General features: G+C 58.0%; 12 protein-coding genes. 5 read left to right on the forward strand and 7 right to left on the reverse strand.

Annotated features, from left to right (window positions below):
• Positions 1-14: 14 nt before the first annotated feature.
• The 7 genes from K3G63_RS18645 to K3G63_RS18675 all read right to left on the reverse strand — a co-directional run bounded on the left by K3G63_RS18645 (position 15) and on the right by K3G63_RS18675 (position 7,975).
• Positions 15-923, reverse strand: coding sequence for a hypothetical protein (locus K3G63_RS18645; protein ID WP_220615620.1), 909 nt, complete (start codon positions 921-923; stop codon positions 15-17).
• A 93-nt stretch (positions 924-1,016) separates the two neighbouring features.
• Positions 1,017-1,445 carry a cytochrome c maturation protein CcmE gene (locus K3G63_RS18650; protein ID WP_220615621.1) on the reverse strand — a complete coding sequence of 143 codons (429 nt, stop codon included), beginning with the start codon at positions 1,443-1,445 and terminating at the stop codon, positions 1,017-1,019.
• Positions 1,446-1,592: 147 nt separating this feature from the next.
• Complete coding sequence (locus K3G63_RS18655) at positions 1,593-1,838, reverse strand: CcmD family protein (protein ID WP_220615622.1); 246 nt, start codon at positions 1,836-1,838, stop codon at positions 1,593-1,595.
• Positions 1,819-2,490 (reverse strand): cytochrome c biogenesis protein CcsA, encoded by a 672-nt coding sequence (gene ccsA, locus K3G63_RS18660; RefSeq protein ID WP_220615623.1) that lies wholly within the window; start codon positions 2,488-2,490, stop codon positions 1,819-1,821. Before ccsA ends, K3G63_RS18655 begins: the two co-directional genes overlap by 20 nt.
• A gap of 154 nt (positions 2,491-2,644) precedes the next feature.
• A complete protein-coding gene (locus K3G63_RS18665) occupies positions 2,645-3,286 on the reverse strand; it encodes a heme exporter protein CcmB (protein ID WP_220615665.1) in 642 nt (213 codons plus the stop codon).
• 210 nt (positions 3,287-3,496) lie between these two features.
• Entirely contained in the window at positions 3,497-6,853 is a 3,357-nt protein-coding gene (locus K3G63_RS18670; RefSeq protein WP_259404557.1) for a hypothetical protein, read from the reverse strand.
• A 9-nt stretch (positions 6,854-6,862) separates the two neighbouring features.
• The gene (locus K3G63_RS18675; RefSeq protein WP_220615624.1) at positions 6,863-7,975 is read right to left on the reverse strand and encodes an FAD-binding oxidoreductase; all 1,113 of its coding nucleotides are present in this window, start codon (positions 7,973-7,975) and stop codon (positions 6,863-6,865) included.
• Between the two features lie 183 nt (positions 7,976-8,158).
• Here K3G63_RS18675 and K3G63_RS18680 point away from each other — a divergent pair, with 183 nt between their 5' ends.
• The 5 genes from K3G63_RS18680 to K3G63_RS18700 all read left to right on the forward strand — a co-directional run bounded on the left by K3G63_RS18680 (position 8,159) and on the right by K3G63_RS18700 (position 16,209).
• The gene (locus K3G63_RS18680; protein ID WP_220615625.1) at positions 8,159-8,794 is read left to right on the forward strand and encodes an MBL fold metallo-hydrolase; all 636 of its coding nucleotides are present in this window, start codon (positions 8,159-8,161) and stop codon (positions 8,792-8,794) included.
• Between the two features lie 55 nt (positions 8,795-8,849).
• Positions 8,850-9,554, forward strand: coding sequence for a CDP-diacylglycerol--serine O-phosphatidyltransferase (gene pssA, locus K3G63_RS18685; RefSeq protein WP_220615626.1), 705 nt, complete (start codon positions 8,850-8,852; stop codon positions 9,552-9,554).
• 199 nt (positions 9,555-9,753) lie between these two features.
• On the forward strand, positions 9,754-13,683 hold the full coding sequence (gene porU, locus K3G63_RS18690; protein ID WP_220615627.1) for a type IX secretion system sortase PorU: 3,930 nt from the start codon (positions 9,754-9,756) through the stop codon (positions 13,681-13,683).
• Positions 13,684-13,734: 51 nt separating this feature from the next.
• The gene (gene porV, locus K3G63_RS18695; protein ID WP_220615628.1) at positions 13,735-14,916 is read left to right on the forward strand and encodes a type IX secretion system outer membrane channel protein PorV; all 1,182 of its coding nucleotides are present in this window, start codon (positions 13,735-13,737) and stop codon (positions 14,914-14,916) included.
• A 15-nt stretch (positions 14,917-14,931) separates the two neighbouring features.
• A complete protein-coding gene (locus tag K3G63_RS18700) occupies positions 14,932-16,209 on the forward strand; it encodes a pitrilysin family protein (RefSeq protein WP_220615629.1) in 1,278 nt (425 codons plus the stop codon).
• Positions 16,210-16,621: the final 412 nt, after the last annotated feature.

Below are 16,621 nucleotides of genomic sequence, written 5' to 3' on the forward strand. Positions count from 1 at the left end.
ACTTGTTTAAGATATTAGAGCCGCTGCCCGGCCAATCGTTTCATCCGGGCGCGGTGGCTGCGCCGTTCCCAAGTCTGCTGCGCTTTAGCAGCTCGTTGCGTAGCTTCCACCGTGGCCTGGGCCTTGGCTTTATCAGTCGGCGGCAGAGGTAGGCGGTAAGCATACCACTGCTGCTGCACAATTAGCGGCGGCCCCTCCCCGTCCGTTACGACCTGGTACAGATAGCGTCCCGGCTGCGCTAGGGTATCCGTCCAGGTGTACTCGGGGCTGGTGGCACCGTAAGTAGTGCGCTGCACTGGCACCGCAGCTACCTCGCCGGCCCGAAATGCCGCCGCCTCGCGCCGCAGCACCCGAAATCTGCGTGGGGCACCCACCGAGTCAGGCAGTGTCCAGCGCAGCGTAACCACCGGATTGGCCGAGGCTGCTACTGCGGCTACCTGGGGCAGCGTCAGAGCCGGCACCCCCCGGGGTTTGTCGCTGATAGCCACCGTAAACTGGCAGAAGTCCTTGAGGTAGCCATCCACGTCAAGCAAGTAGGGCTGACCGGCGCGCAAAGAATCGAGCGTGACGAATACATCATCCTGGCTACCCAGTGAGGTGCAGGACAGTACCCGGTAGGTGGTCGGATTACAGGGCTCCCCGGTCAGGACCACCAGCTGCACCCCGCGGGTGTCGCGGCACTGCTGCCCACCGATGTTGACGTAGTAGCGGCCCGTCGTGCGGGGAGTAAACTCAAACCATTGGTCGTTGTGATACTCAATGCACTTGCCGGTAAGCTTTTCATCCACGCACGCCCATTGCACTGTGCACCCAGTTGTGTTAGAGGCCACCGCCTCATTGAGGCTCAGCACCCGCCGGTTTTCGATGTTGTCGTTGGCAGCTTGTGCTTGCGCCCCCGGAAACGAACCCGGCAACAGCAACAAGCCACTAACAGCCGTCCGCCACCCAAGAGAACTTCTTCTCGTGTCTGACTTAGCCGTTCGGTACCTGTTGCGCATACGGAGGTAGTAGAGGTATTAGTTGAGGGAGGCTGTAGCACCCTTGATGTCTTTCTCCACGTATTTGGAGGGGCACTTCAGCAGGATTTTATCGGCTACAAAGAGGTTGTTACGCATGGCGCCGGTAATCACTACCTGCTCCGACTTGTCAAAGTCTTGGGGCTTGGGGTTGTAGTAAATCACCCGTTGGGCAATACGGTTGGTATCCACCAGAGTGAAGGCAAAGTAGTTGGGGTCAACCACCGGGTTGTACTCCAGGCCCAGGATGTTCTGCTGACCGTCGCGGGGTAGGCGCCCCACTACGTGCACCTTGGTCAGGTTTCCTTCGGCCGCCCGCTCGCGGGCTTCTTTAAATGAAACGTACACGCTAGCGTCTCCAGCGGCACTCATGATAATGCCAATAGCCACGGCAATAATGGCAACGGCAAGAATGTGGGCTTTTTTCATGTCGGGTTACAACAGGCTGGCTCCACCCCGGAGCCGAGGACATTCAGAACAACAAAAGCAGCGGCAAAGGTCCGCCAAAAACAGGAAATAGCGGTGTTACGGCAGATGATTTTGCGTAGTACACAGGCTGGCTACAACCGCCTTAGTTTACTCTTTCACTTCCTTCTCCAGACGGCTCAGCTTGCGGTCCAGAGAAATCAGAAAGAGCAAAAGCCCCGCCAGCACTACCGTAATGACGGCTACTACCACGTAGATTTTCCCACTCTGACGCAGGGCATCGGCCATTTCGGGCTCGTTGGAGGTGGTAGCCTGGGCGGCTACCTGCAGCACGGGCAGCAGCAAGGCTGCCAGGAGCAACAGCGCAGCGCGCAGCTTAGGCAAGCTGTTTTTCATACACTTTGAGTTTGAGCAGGGAAACGCGGCTAGCTAGCTGAGCCAGCCAAAAAGCCAGTAAAGTCCAACCGATAACGGCCGGGTAGAACACCAGGCGCATGTTGCTGTCCAGGTCGTACTTGGCAAAGGCCGGGTTGCCGCCGGCCCCGGGATGCAGGGAATCCGTGAGGCGTGGCAGGATATAGAACAGCGGCATAGCCGTGGCGAAGGCGAAGATGTTGTAGATAGCCGAAACGCGGGCCCGCTGCTGCTCGTCGGTAAAGGAAGAGCGCAGCACGAGGTAGGCCCCGTAGATCAGCATGGCAATGGCCGCGCCATTGAGCTTAGGGTCGTTCGTCCACCACGCGCCCCAGGTATATTTGGCCCAGATGCTTCCGGTAGCCAACCCCACTACCCCCATCAGAATTCCCGTGCGCGCCGCCTCATGGGCCCGAATATCCAACTCGGGAGTAGGCGTGCGCAGGTAGCGCACCGAGTAGTACACCGAAGCAATCAGGATGAAGGTCATCCCGAACCACATGGGCACATGGAAATAGAGGTTACGAATGCTCTCGTTGAGAATGGCAAGGCGCGGCACTGGCAGCAGTAAGCCGGCTACGGCCACGTACAGCAGTAGCACCACGCTCAAGGCTTTCCACCAATTCTTAGACATGAGGACAGGCAAGTAAAAAGTAAGGCCCTTGGACAATGCGCGGCATTTCGCCGGGGTAGCGGCCCGCAAGCAAGCAACAGCCGCGTCCCGGGTGCAGTGCGACAGTAAGCAGGTTTCGCAGCGGATAGTTCATGCGTCAGTGTTTACCATCACCTCAGGAGCGCCACAGAAAGGGAAACAACAGGTACGATACGGCCCCAACAATCATGTTCAGGGCCAGTAGCGTTAGCAAGGAGCTTTGGCTGGCGTCAAATTCCAGACCGTCCAGCGCGTTCTTGGATACTTTGATGAGCAGCAGCAGCATGGGCACCATCAACGGAAAACCCAGCACGGCCATCAGCGTGCTGCTGTTGGTGGCCTTGGCCGCAATGCCCGATACCAACGTGAGCGTGCTGGCAAACCCCACGGCCCCCAGTACCACATTGCCCACGAACAGAGGCACGTTTTGCACCGGGTTGCCCAGTACCACGGCGTAGAGCCCGAAGGCCACCAGCGCCAGGCCCAGCAGCAGCAGAGCATTGTACCCGATTTTCGCCAGAATTACGGCCTGGGGCCGCACCACCGTATAATAGTAAAGCATGCGCCCCCGGCTTTCCTGCAAAAAGCCTTTGGCCACGGCATTCACGGCCGAGAACAGCAGCACAATCCAGAACAGGGCGTTCCAGGCCGGAGCCGGAAGCTGGCCGCCGCGTAAGGAGAAGCTCAGGTAGCAGACGAAGACCGTGCTGCCCACGTAGAGGAGCATGCCGTTCAGGGCTGCGCGCTGGCGCCACTCCAGACGAAAGTCCTTCTGCATCAACACCCAAATTTCGCTTAGAAGCGTCACGGCAACACGGCTGGTAAAAGGACCGCAAAGATACAACCCAACTCCCGGATTCTTCCGCATCTGCCCCCGAATACCCCAACCCGCTGGGCCAGCGGTCCGTTAAAGGCTGCTTTTTGTAAACGCAACGGGCCGCTCACCCTGGTGGTGAGCGGCCCGCTACCCTACAGATGTAGGGTGATATTAGAAGTCATAGCCCAGCGTCACGTAGAGCTTGGGGCCTTTCTCAGTGTACTGTTCCCGGCCCCAGGCTACATCCCCTTTCACGTAGAAGCCCAGCATGGTGGTCCGGATGCCGGCACCGTAGCCATAAAGCATGGGGTTGGTGAAGTTGATAACTGTGGCAGAGAAGCTGTTGCCGTTGCCCGGCAAAATCTGCGTGTTGTTGGAGTTATTGACGCTGAAAGGGTTAGTTCCCGAGTAGGTAGTGCCCATATCCCCGAAAGCCGTAAGCTGTAGATTGCGGAAGAAGCCCGACTCAATGGGGTTACGCGAGAAGTACTGAATAATGGGCAAGCGCAGCTCCGTGTTGAATAGCACGTACTTCTGCCCTATCCGCTTACTGTAGTCAAAGCCACGCAGGTTGGTCACGAACTGCTGGTAGAACATCTGGGTTGGCGGTACATCGGCGGGGTTTACCACGTTGTCTTCCCTCGATACCAACTGCCCTTTCTCGTAATCGGCATTCAGCCAGTTGTCCATCCCACCCAGGCGGAAAAACGGCTGCGACGAGCCGCCCCCAATATACTGGCCGAAGCTCACGCGGTTGGCCCAAATCAATTGCCGGTGAATTTTTTGGTAGTGCCGCAGGTCTACGTACAGCTTGGTGAAATCCTTGTCGCCGCCCTCGAAGTCGTAGAGCCGGGTCATACCAATTTTCATGCGCGTGCCCTGCAGCATGTTCACCCCGGTCACCACTGAGTTATCGAACACCAACTCGCCGGCGCCCCCGAGGTAGCTGGTGTTGCTATCATTGTCCCCAGTCAGCATACTGAAGGTTCGGCGGCTGACGTTCACGAAGCGGGGGCCGCCGCGCACGCTCAGGTTGTGGGTGAGCGGGTAGGCAATGGTGGGCGCAATTTCGTGGCGGCCAAAGCGGGTGCGGCCCGTCGTCTCGTTATCAAAGAAATACGCTTGCTTCTGGTAGAGCACGCTCCAATCGACGCGGTGCTTGAGGTTGGTGTACTCGGCGAAGATGTTGCTGGTGCGCAGGTCAGTGAGAGCAAAGATGCCGGCCCGGATGCGGTGGTCTTCCATCAGATCCGACATATTCACCTGTCCCATCAGCCCCAGCCCCAGTAGTGGGTCGGCGTAGAGGGAAGAAACTACGTTATCGATGCTGAAACGGGTGTCGTAGCGGAAGGGTCCTAGCAGCGTCGCGGCTTCCGTAGGAGCTGCCTGAGGCAGGGCTACCACTGTAGCCGCCCGGCGCTTAACCGGGGTAGTGGGGGTAGCCCGCGAGGCCGGAATGTCCTCGTCGAACTCATAGTCGCTGGTGTTGATGCGCCCGGCAGATTTCGGGGCCGCGGGAGTCGGCTCCGAAGTGGTAGGCGCGGGAGTTGGCGCAGTGGCTGGTGGGGTAGTACCGGTCGGGGCAGTTTCCGTCTGTTGGGTGGCGTTGGCAATGGTTGGGCCAGGGCGGTTATTTACCGGGGCCGCAGCCTTTGCGGGCCGGGAACGCTCCTCCAGGGTTTCCTGCCGGGCGGTTTTGTACAGCGCGAGCGAATCTGGCAGCTGATAGTTGGGGTACAGGTAGATATAGTCCCGGGCTTCCTGCGCCGCTACAAACCCGAGCGTGTTGGTCGCAGGGTTGTAATCGTAGTTCTTGATGTTAGCCAGGAAGCTGGTAACGGGACGATACTTCTTGGTCGCCAGCTGCAGCCGGTAGAGGCTGCGCACACCGCTTTCCTCGCTCAGGAACAGCACTTCCGAATCAGAAATGGCGCGGGGGCGCCCTTCGTTGGAAATGGTGTTGGCCAGCACCTCCACCGGCTGCGGCCGGCCATCGAGATGGTAGAGGTAGAGGTCGTAGTTGTTGACTACTGTGCCGAAGCTACCCCGTGCCGTTCCCGCTGAATCCAGCCAGCGGTTCGAGCTGAACACGATACCGCTGCCCCCGGGCAGGAATGCCGGTTCCACGTCGTCAAAGACGTCGTTGGTTAGCTTTTCCGGCGTTCGGCTACCCGCCCGGAGCAGGTACAGGTCTGTTTGGCCATTGCGTACCCCGCTAAACACCAACGATTTGCCATCGGGCGAGTAGCTTAAATCTGTGATTTGGGAGTACTGCGCAAACAGAGAGGTGCTACGCCCGAACGTGGGCACCAAGCTTTTTAGGCGCGCTACCATGTTGGGAATGCCGCCGTTGGCCTCACGGAGCTGCAGTGTCAACTGCCCCTTATCCATTTCCGCTATGGCCAGCTGATTGTTGCCACGCCAGGCCAGCACGGGCAGGCGGGTTTCCACTTCTTGGTCGGGCGTTTTGTAGCCGCCGCGGTGAATGATGTCCCGGCCGCGACCGTCTTTGTTCATCACCACCACCCGGTAACGACCCAAATCGTTCTGCACAAAAGCCAGCCGCTGCCCGTTCGGACTTAGCACGGGCTGGCTGTAGATGGTGCCGCGGCGGTTGATGCGTACTGCCCGGCGGGCATCGTTGGCCTCTTGGTAGGGCGTCTGAGGCTGGGCGTTCAGCTGCCGGTAGTAGCCGAGCCAATCCTTCAGAAACACCTTATAGGGTACGTTCAGCGAGGAGCTAATGCCCACTTCCACGTCGCGGGTAATGCGGGTCAGGTTCAGAATGTTCTGCACCGACGTGTAGCCATAACGCTCGGCAATGTAGTTCCAGACGCTCTGGCCCGCCAGCTCGGGGTTGCGCAGGAAGAAGGGGGCCGTGCGGTTGCCCTCGTGCTCCTTGGTCATGGTCCGCATATAATCGTCCATTTCCACGCTCCAGCCCTGGGCGGCGTAGGCCGAAGCTCCGCTGATAAACCAGTTGGGCAGTTGCAGCAGGTAACTGCTCTGGATGACTTCTTTCAAGGAGCCTCCGTACATCATATCATTGAGCAGTACGCGGGTAATACGGTTGCTCAAATCCTGCTTGAAGCGTGTCTGCTGACCCTGGAACGCCAGTTGCACCTTTGTGGAGCGCACCAAGGACGTTTCGCCACCGGTGGCGTACTTATCCGCGTCGAGGCCTACGTTGCTCTGCCGCAGGTCGCCCACGGAATTGTAGAGCATAATGGTGGTCTTCGAGTAGGGGTAGTAGCCAATAAGGCCGGTAATGCGCTGCAACTCCTTCTCCGCGTACTCAGCCGCGTGTCGGGCGTTAGCTTCTCCCCCGGCGTAATAATAAATGGTAAAGTTCTGGGTGCTTAGCTGCAGCCAGTCGAAGTTCTTGTACTGCAGCCGCACGCGCCCGAAGGGCTCCTGGGCGGTTTGCCCCCGCGCGGTTTGACCGGAAAACGCCAGCCCCGCCGCCAAGGCGACCAAGCCGACCGGCCGCCGAAAAGCGGACCGGGAGAGGAAGAATATGTGCTTCATAGGGAAAAGCTAGGAGCGGGACGCAGGAGAAGCCGGGCCAGCCGAAGCCGAGGCCGGTGAATATAACGTAAGATACCGTCGAATATTGACCTCGGGCCAGGGCTCGATGCCTTTTTCCAACCAGTCACTCATTACCTGAGCCAAACGGGGCGCCATCATCACCCCCTTCGAGCCCAAGCCATTGAAAATATGTACGTTCGTAGCCGTCGGATGGGTGCCTAGCAGCGGCTTCCGGTCGCGCACTGCGGGCCGCACCCCCGCCCGCTGCCCGATGACGACAAATGGTTGGGTCGTCATCTCGCTCAAGCGCTGGCTTAATTCTTGGCGGGCTTCCACCGTGGTACCCTCGGCGAAGGGCGGCCAACGGTACGTAGCCCCAACCCGGAACCGATGGTTGCCAAGTGGCACCACGTAGGCCCCTTTATTCAGTACTTCAGCCGCGGGCAGGCCCGCACACTCTACTTCCAGCACTTCGCCTTGATTAGGGGTGATGGGCAGCCACTGAAAGTACGGGTTGTGAACGGCCGCCGCCCCTTCGCAACAAACAACGTGCTGGGCGTGCACGCGGCCGGCGTAGATGAGGCTACCATCTGGCTGGGCAACAAGCTGGGTCCAATCAAAAGTTTCGTAGAGTAGCCACCCCTGACGGAGCCCGTCAGTACTTAAGGCCGTCAGCAGTTCCTCTACGCGCACGTACCCGCCCCGCCGGATGGACAGGCCACCCAGTTCCTGCCGCACGCCGGGGCGCGTGGGCAGTTCCCCCGTAGTATCGGCCACAAAATCCTGCCAGGGCTGGTCGGCACTGCGGGCCAGCACAGAATTCTGCTCCCCCACCGACGAAAAGAGCTTGAGAATAGGTAGCTCGTGGAAAAACTGCTGGCCCAGCCGCTGCTCCTGGGCCCGGTAAAAAACGGCCGCTGCGGGGAGCAGTTCTGCCGCCCGCCAAGCCAGCGCGAAGCGCTTGCCGGCCACGGGGTTCATCAGGCCGGCTGCTACCCGCGAGGCGGAATCAGGCTGGGGCGTATCGAACACCAGCACCTGATGGCCCCGGTCGCGCAACTCCGCCGCCAAGGTAGCCCCGGCAATGCCGTGCCCAATAAGTAAGTACTCAACGCGTGTCATGGCAGGCAAGGTAAGAGAGAAATACACAACACCGTCCAGGCCAGCTAGGTGCCCGCCGGGGGTCTACTGCTCGCTTGAGTCCGACGGTTCAGGACTCCCCTGCCTGCTTCCGTTCGCCCCAAGACTCGTAACTTACCCTCGTAAATCTGCCTGGCCGGACAACCGGCCCTTTCTCTTTCCTGCATGACCGTTTCCGGCTTTACTTTCAACGCGTTTTCCGAGAATACTTATCTGCTCCACGATGCCACTGGCGAGTGTGTGGTGATTGATCCGGGCTGCTACGAGCGGGCCGAGCAGGAAGCTCTCCACAGCTTCATTACCCAACAAGGGCTGCGGGTCGTTTTGCTGCTGAACACCCACTGCCACATCGACCACGTGTTCGGCAATCAGTTTATTCTTGACACGTACCAGGTTCCGTTTCTGATTCACGAGGCTGATCTGGCCACGCTGCGGTCTGTGCCTGCGTATGCGCCTAGCTACGGCTTTGCACGCTACACTCCGGCCGAGCCTACCAGTTTCCTGCAGGTCGGGGAGCCCATCCGCTTTGGCACTACAGAGCTGGAGGTGCGCTTTACCCCAGGTCACGCACCCGGCCACGTTGTTTTATACCACGCTCCCACCAGTACCGTTATCGGGGGCGACGTGCTCTTTCAGGGCAGCATTGGGCGCACCGATTTGCCCGGCGGCGACTACGCCACGCTTATTGCCAGCATCAAAAGCGAACTGCTTACCCTCCCCGACGACACCGTGGTGTACCCAGGCCACGGGCCAGCTACCACCGTGGGGCAGGAACGAAACACCAACCCGTTTCTGCGGTAGAATCCCACCGCCCCGACACGTTTCCGACCTTATATCTTATCTAGTTACTCCTCCCTTGAAAAGACACCTCCCAAACGCCGTTACATGTCTTAATTTATTTTCGGGCTGCCTGGCGCTGTGCCACATTTTCGCCGGCGAACTGGAAACAGCGGCTTACTTTGTGGGCCTGTCGGCCTTGTTTGATTTCTTCGACGGGCTGCTGGCCCGGGCCCTGCACGTGTCCTCCCCCATCGGCAAAGACCTGGACTCACTGGCCGACGTGGTATCGTTTGGAGTAGTGCCGGGCGCCTTTCTCTTCGACCTGCTCCGGCAGGCCGGCGCAGACCTGCCCGCCTGGCTACCCTACGCGGGATTCATCGTAACGGTCTTCTCGGCCCTGCGCCTTGCCAAGTTCAACAACGACACCCGCCAGTCAGATTCTTTTATCGGGCTGCCTACCCCAGCCTGTACGCTGGTAGTAGCCTCGCTCCCCCTGATTCTAGCGCACGACACCTTTGGCCTTACCTGGCTTATTCTGCAACCGTGGCTGCTAGTCGGGCTTACCATCGCACTGTCGGGGCTACTGGTAGCGGAGCTGCCGCTTTTCGCCCTCAAATTCAAGTCGTTTCGCTGGCAGGGCAACCAGGTTCGCTTTCTATTTCTGCTGCTCAGCGTTATCTTACTACTAGTGCTCGGCGCCGCTGCCATTCCGCCTATTATCCTGCTTTACGTGCTGCTTTCCCTGCTCACGCGCCCCAAGGCGCCGGTAACCCAGGCATAAACCGCTTTTACTTAGGGCCGACTGCTTACTCCCAGAGCCTTATGCTCCTTCGTTCATGAACAGCATTTTTTCCGGCCTGCCCCCGCAATATTTTCCGAACTGGGCAGTTACCTATTCTGCGCTGAACTGTGTTCGTATCCCGCCTGTTTCCTCCCGAAAGTCGCCGCTTTTTATTTGTATTGACTTCTGCGCCCCCTCTATGCGGTATTTTACTTTCTGGCTGTTTATTCTTCTGGGGCTAGGTGGAGCAGGCAGGCCAGCGCAGGCACAGGCTACCGAGCAGGTGGTGCGTGCCCGCATTGTCTGGGCGGGTACGGTTTCGCTTACCGTCCGGGGTCAGCAACGGCGAGTTCCTTCCTTCAAGGGGGCGGCATTTGCCCCGAATGAACAGGTAGGCACCTACCAGCTCCAGCTGGCCGGCACCGTAACCACCGGCGCGTTGCGCGATGCTACCTACGAGGCACTGACCGCTGCCGATGCGCGCCAGCTCGATCTAGCTGCCCTGCCTACCCTACCCGCCCTCCGGCTGACCAGTGGCCTGGCCCAGCACCAGCCCGTAACGCTGCTGGCCGTTCAGCCCCTGCGGCGCAATCCGCAAACCGGCCAGGCCGAGAAGCTGGTATCCTTCGCCTACGCCTATACTACCGCGGCCCAACGGCCGGGGGCCAGCGCCCGCACTTATGCCCGTGCCTCAGTGCTCAGCCAGGGCGACTGGTACAAGATTGGGGTGCCGGCCAGCGGCATCTATAAGCTCGATAAAAAAGCGCTGGCCGATCTGGGCCTAAACGTGCAGAGTCTCGATCCGGCGCGGCTACGTCTGTTTGGCAACGCCATGGGCACCCTGCCCCAACCGAACCAAACGTTTCGTCCCGATGACCTGGTAGAAAACAACATCCGCTTTGTGGGGGATGCTAATGCTACCTTCGACGACGCGGAGTACTTCCTGTTCTACGCCCGCGGCCCCCATACCTGGACGCGCGCCGGCAGTGCTGCCCGCTTTCAACACCACCAAAACCCCTACACCGATACAGCCTACTACTTCCTGACAGTAGGGAGCAGCGCCGGCCGCCGGGTGGCTGCTGCACCCGTGGTTACGGGCTCTGCCTCCGCTCGTATCACAGCGTTTACGGAGCGACAATTTTACGAGCGGGAGCTGGTAAATCTCGCTAAATCGGGTCGTTTGTGGCTGGGTGAACAGTTTTCTGCCACCGACCAACGGTCCGTTAGCTTTACCGTGCCCGACCTGGTCCCGAACACGGCCGTGCAGGTGACGTCGTCGGTGGCGGCTGCCTCAGTGGCCCCTACCTTTTTTCAAACCAGCATCAACGGACAAACAGCCGCTAGCCAAGTAGTGCCGGGGTATTTCTGCACGGGAGGGCCGGGCTGCTACCCTGAGGTAGGCAACACCAACCTGACGACGCTGAACTACTCCGTGCCTGCCTCAGCTCCTACCGATATCAAGGTCGACCTTACTTACAATGGAAGCAACGACCCAGCCGCCAAGGGCTACTTGGACTATCTGGAACTGAACGCCCGCCGCCAGCTGCGTTTTACAGGCAGCCAGCTGGAATTTCGCTCTCTGGAAAACATTGCCCCCGCGGCCGTTAGCCAGTTTGAGCTAGCTAATGCCGCTGGAGTTAGTATCTGGGATGTCACCAACCCGCGCCGGGTCAATGAGGTAGTAGCTACCAATGGTGTGTTCCTGGCTCGCACTGACACGCTGCGCGAATTTGTAGCCTTCAGCGGCAGTAGCTTTCCTACCCCGCGTAACTTCGGCCGGGTAGCCACCCAGAACCTGCACGCACTGAACCTCGACGGCAAGCTGGAACTAGTTATCCTGACGCATCCTGCTTTCCTGACCGAAGCTAACCGGCTGGCCGCCCACCGCACCACTCACGATGGCCTAACTACCCAAGTCGTTACGACTACCCAGGTATTCAATGAGTTTGGATCTGGTGGCCAGGATGTCTCGGCCATCCGGGATTTTATGAAGATGGTGTACGACCGGGCCCCCGCCGGCAAGCGGCAGTATCTGCTGCTGTTCGGTGACGCTTCTTACGACTACAAGGCCGACCCTGCTAATAAGGCCGACCAGTTGCCCGCCTGGTGGAAAGACCGGCTCCCCGCCAACGCCGACAAGATCAACCAGAACTTTGTGCCAGTGTACGAGTCAGCGGAAGGGCTCGACCTGATTATGGGCGCCCGTCCCGGCGGCCAGGGCATTACCTATTCTTCCGATGACTACTACGGCCTGTTGGATGACACCGAGGGCGCCTGGATACCCAACACCAGTTCGGAGCTACTCGATATCGGGATTGGGCGCCTGCCGGTTCGTACCGCGGACCAGGCCCGCTTGGTAATCGACAAGCTGATTGCGTATGATTCGCCGACTAGCTACGGCAAGTGGCGCAACCGGCTTTCTTTCGTGAGCGACGACGGCGACACCAACCTGTTTACTACGTACACCGAGCAGTTGACCTCCCCCCTCGATACGCTTGCTACGGCGCGTGGGTACAACGTGTATAAACATTACCTGGACATGTATCCGCAACTGGTTGTGGCGGCGGGGCAACGCTCGCCGGCAGCGGAGCAAGCCATTGACGAAGCATTTGAGCAGGGCTCCCTGCTGATTAACTACATCGGGCACGGCGGCCCCAAAGGATGGGCCGACGAACAGATTCTGACCAATGCATCGGTATTGCGCCTGCAGAACAGCAACCGGCTGGCCTTCCTCTTTACCGGTACCTGCGACTTTAGCACCTATGATAACCCGGAATTCACTTCGGCCGGCGAACAGTCGCTGACGGATATCACGGGTGGCGCCATTGGGCTGTTCACGACGACCAGGGTGGTGTACGCCGACCGGAATCAGAACATGGCCGTTGAGTTCTTCCGCGACTTATTCACCCCGCACTCCGATGGCAGCATGCCCCGTATGGGTGACATCTGCCTGGCCACTAAAAACGCTGCCGTATCCGGCGACAACAACCGCAATTACGCGCTACTCGGCGACCCCTCCATGCGGCTGGCCTACCCCAAGCAGGAAGCCACAGTAACCGAAATAAATGGCAAGTCGGCTAGTTTCACGCAGTTGGATACGTTGAAAGCTCTGCAGCAGGTAGAGATAAAGGGCGAAGTGCAACGGGCCGGCCAGCGCGACACGCGCTTTACCGGAACGGCACAGATTCAGGTATTCGAAAAGAAGTCTATCGTTAAAACTCTCGGTAACGATCCAACGGACTCTATTATTTCCGTTGCCATCCGCGAGAACGTGCTCTACGATGGCCCAGCCACGGTAAGCAACGGGCAGTTCCGCGTGCAGTTCGTGGTTCCGAAGGATATCAACTACCAAGTAGGTCTGGGCAAGATCAGCCTCTACGCCGCCGACGCCGCCGCCCGCACCGATGCCCATGGCGAGTTGCTGGTGCCCATCGGCGACGCGGCCCAGCTGGCCTTCCGCGATACCATCCCACCCCGCATCCGCTTGTTCATGGATAATGAGAACAGCTTTGTGTTTGGGGGCTTAACAGGCACTACTACCACCCTCATTGGCAATCTGCGCGACGAGAGTGGCATCAACACCGCCGGCACGGGCATCGGCCACGACCTCACCGCCACTCTGGATGGAGACCCTTCCCAGGTAACTATACTGAATGAGTTCTACACCGCGAAAGTGGATAGCTTTCAGGCGGGCCAGGTGAAATACCTGTTCAAGAGCCTCAGCCCCGGGCCGCATGAGTTGCGCGTGAAAGCCTGGGATACGTGGAATAATTCTGCTGAACGAGCTATTGAGTTTATTGCGGCTCCTACCGAAAAGCTCGCGCTGCAGCACGTACTGAACTATCCCAATCCTTTCGCAACTGCTACCACTTTCCACTTCGACCATAACCGCCAGGGAGAGGAGCTAGAGGTACAAGTTCAGATTTTCACAGTTTCTGGGAAGCTCGTCCGTACCCTTCAGGCCTCAGCCCTCAGCAGCGGCCCCCACGTTGCCTCTATCAGTTGGGATGGCCGCGACGAATACCAAGACCAACTAGCCCGTGGAGTGTACGTTTACCGCGTCAGCGTCCGCTCCCCCCGCGACGGATCTACTGCTTCTAAGTTTGAAAAACTGGTTTTACTTAACTAACCAAAAGCTGCCGCATTTCGCCTACCTTCCGCCTCTATTTTCTCTTCCTCTATGACACTAACGAAACTGACCCTGCGCTCCATGCTGCTGCCGGGTCTGCTGGGTCTGGCCACTGGTGCACACGCACAAACCCGGGTGAATGCCATCACCACCGCTGTTCCCATCCTTACCGTTAGCCCCGATGCGCGTTCCGCCGCCCTCGGAGAGGCTGGCGTGGCTATCAGCCCCGATGCCAACGCTGGCTACTACAACCCGGGCAAGCTAGGTTTTGTGCGGTATCAGTACAGCGTAGCCACCTCGTACACGCCCTGGCTGGCTTCCATTGCCAACGACATGGGCTTGGCCTATTTGAGCGGCACTACCAAGATTGGCGAGCGGTCTACCCTCTCGGCCAACCTGATGTATTTCGATCTGGGCTCTATCCAGTACCGCGACGAAAGAGGAACCGACAAAGGCACCTACAACCCCAAAGAATACGCCTTCAGCGTCGGCTACGGGCAAAAGCTCAGCGACAAGTTTGGGGTTGGCCTGAATGCGCGCTACGTCCGCTCCAATCTCACTGGTAGCACAATCGATTTTAAGCCGGGTAACGCCATAGCGGTGGATCTGGGAGCATATTACACTACCGACCTGACCATCGGTGCCGGTGAGTATAACCTAGCCTTCGGCGCGACCGTGTCGAACATCGGCAATAAGATTTCCTATACCGATGAGCAGAACTTCCTGCCCACTAATCTGAAGCTGGGCACGGCCATCACCAAAGAGCTTGACCCTTACAACAAGCTCACTTTTACGGTTGATGCCAATAAGCTGCTGGTGCCCACCCCGTACTACAAAGAAGGAGTGCCCGACAACGATCCGACAGTGGTAGCGGAAAACGAGCGCCGCGCTGATTTTGGCATTGTTCAGGGCATCACCAGTTCCTTTAGCGACGCGCCCGGTGGCTTTAGCGAGGAGTTAAAGGAAATCAACCTCTCGGGCGGCATTGAGTACACGTACAACGATTTGCTGATGGCCCGCGTAGGCTACTTCTATGAAAACCCTATAAAGGGCGACCGGCAATACCTCAGCTTCGGCGCCGGCGTGCGTTACCAGGTTTTTGGGGTCGATGGCACTTACTTGGTGCCTAACTCTAAAGCCAACCCGTTAGCACAAACTTTACGAGTGTCGCTGCACTTCAACTTCAACGAGCTAAGTGAAGCTTTCGGCTCGTCCGGTGACACGTCCAACTAATTTTCTCTCTTATTGATGCTCGACCGAAAAGTCGCTCCTCCCGTTCAGCCGCTGGCCCGCGTAACGCTGCCCGCGGCTGACGTGTTTTCGCTCCCTAATGGAGCCCGCCTGCACACTCTGCGCAATGATGCCCAGCCCGTGGTACGGCTACAAGTTGTATGTAAAGCGGGCAAGTGGTATGAACCCAGTACGGGTGTGTCTTTGCTCACAGCCCGCATGCTGCTTGAAGGCACCCGCACCCGCACCGCCCGACAAATAGCCGATGAAGTAGCTTTCTATGGCGCCTCTTTGGAGTGTGAGCAAGGCTTTGACCGTGCTACCCTCACGTTATACTGCCTTACCCGCCACCTACCAAAACTCTTGCCACTGGTAGTTGATATAGTAACCGAGCCTACTTTTCCTGAGCCTGAGTTTGCCTTGCTCAAAGCTCGTACCATCCAGAACGTGCGTGTGGAGCGGCAAAAGCCGAGCTACCTGGCTGCTGAACAGTTCTCTCAGAATTTATTTGGGGCAGCAAGTCCGTACGGCAGCAAGTTCGATGAAGATGCCTTCCAAACTGTTACAACTGCCCAGGTCCGCCAATTTCATCAGCAAGCCTATGTGCTTTCTCAGAGCGAGATTTTCCTTTGCGGTGATGTAACGGACGAACACAACAAGCTAATTGCACAACTGTTCGGCAGCATAACTCCTGCGGGTAGCTCTATACTATACACTCCTACCATTGTATCATCTGATCTTCCTAACCGCGACTATGTTTCGGTTAAAGGAAGCCTGCAATCCTCCCTACGGATTGGTCGTCTTTGGCCGGCTCTCACCCACCCGCAAGCTCACAACCTACAAGTGCTGGTAAAGGTATTAGGTGGCTATTTCGGTTCGCGACTGATGCGAAATATCCGCGAGGACAAAGGCTTTACCTACGGTATCTATTCTAGCGTCGGCCCGCGCGAGCATGCTACTAGCTTCGTTATTGGTTCCGATGTGAATGCAGCCAACGCTGATGCCGCTATTCAAGAGGTGTATCGGGAGCTTGAACGTCTACAAAATGAGCGCATCCCAACAGATGAGCTACAGACTGTTAAAAATTACATGACGGGTAAATTTGCTAATGAGCTCAGTACCGTATTTGAGCAGTGTGATAAGTACAAGATACAGGTCCTACATGATCTTCCTCAGAGCTATTACTCCGAGTTTGTTGAGCGCGTACAAAGTGTACAAGCTGAAACATTGCTTACGCTAGCTCAAGAATACTTAGCACCTAATTGCATGATTGAGGTGGTTGCTGGTCCTAAATAGTAAGCAAAGAATAAGGGAGCTTCTCAAGAGAAGCTCCCTTATTCTTTGCTTACTATTTAGTTAGACGCTTCCACGTAAAGAACGGCACAAAGGGATATTAATCTCACCTTGTATAAAGCCATGTATATCAATCCGGAACACCTATGTCCTTGCACGATGGAGCTAATAGCAACAGCACAAACCACAGTATGCCTCAATAGACCCATTCCAGTGTGCCCGACAGTAACAGTTTAACCTGGGAATAAACAGAGGAGAGCCGGCGGTACGATCGTACCGCCGGCTCTCCTCTGTTTATTCTCAGGCTTCTCCCAGGCCGGAGGCTGCGGCCGGGCCTGGCCGGGAGGGGGCCCTTAGAGCCCGAGCGCTGCCACGCTGCCGGGGGGGGAACGCAACACGGCCCCCCGCAGCACGA

This window comes from Hymenobacter sp. HSC-4F20 (genome assembly GCF_019599275.1).
Taxonomy (GTDB): Bacteria; Bacteroidota; Bacteroidia; order Cytophagales; family Hymenobacteraceae; genus Hymenobacter.

Excerpts from the sequence above, each read along its gene's own strand:
- K3G63_RS18650 (WP_220615621.1), bottom strand. The coding sequence starts at position 1,445 with ATGAAAAAAGCCCACATTCTTGCCGTTGCCATTATTGCCGTGGCTATT.
- K3G63_RS18655 (WP_220615622.1), bottom strand. The coding sequence starts at position 1,838 with ATGAAAAACAGCTTGCCTAAGCTGCGCGCTGCGCTGTTGCTCCTGGCA.
- ccsA (WP_220615623.1), bottom strand. The coding sequence starts at position 2,490 with ATGTCTAAGAATTGGTGGAAAGCCTTGAGCGTGGTGCTACTGCTGTAC.
- K3G63_RS18665 (WP_220615665.1), bottom strand. The coding sequence starts at position 3,286 with ATGCAGAAGGACTTTCGTCTGGAGTGGCGCCAGCGCGCAGCCCTGAAC.
- K3G63_RS18670 (WP_259404557.1), bottom strand. The coding sequence starts at position 6,853 with ATGAAGCACATATTCTTCCTCTCCCGGTCCGCTTTTCGGCGGCCGGTC.
- K3G63_RS18675 (WP_220615624.1), bottom strand. The coding sequence starts at position 7,975 with ATGACACGCGTTGAGTACTTACTTATTGGGCACGGCATTGCCGGGGCT.
- K3G63_RS18680 (WP_220615625.1), top strand. The coding sequence starts at position 8,159 with ATGACCGTTTCCGGCTTTACTTTCAACGCGTTTTCCGAGAATACTTAT.
- porU (WP_220615627.1), top strand. The coding sequence starts at position 9,754 with ATGCGGTATTTTACTTTCTGGCTGTTTATTCTTCTGGGGCTAGGTGGA.
- porV (WP_220615628.1), top strand. The coding sequence starts at position 13,735 with ATGACACTAACGAAACTGACCCTGCGCTCCATGCTGCTGCCGGGTCTG.
- K3G63_RS18700 (WP_220615629.1), top strand. The coding sequence starts at position 14,932 with ATGCTCGACCGAAAAGTCGCTCCTCCCGTTCAGCCGCTGGCCCGCGTA.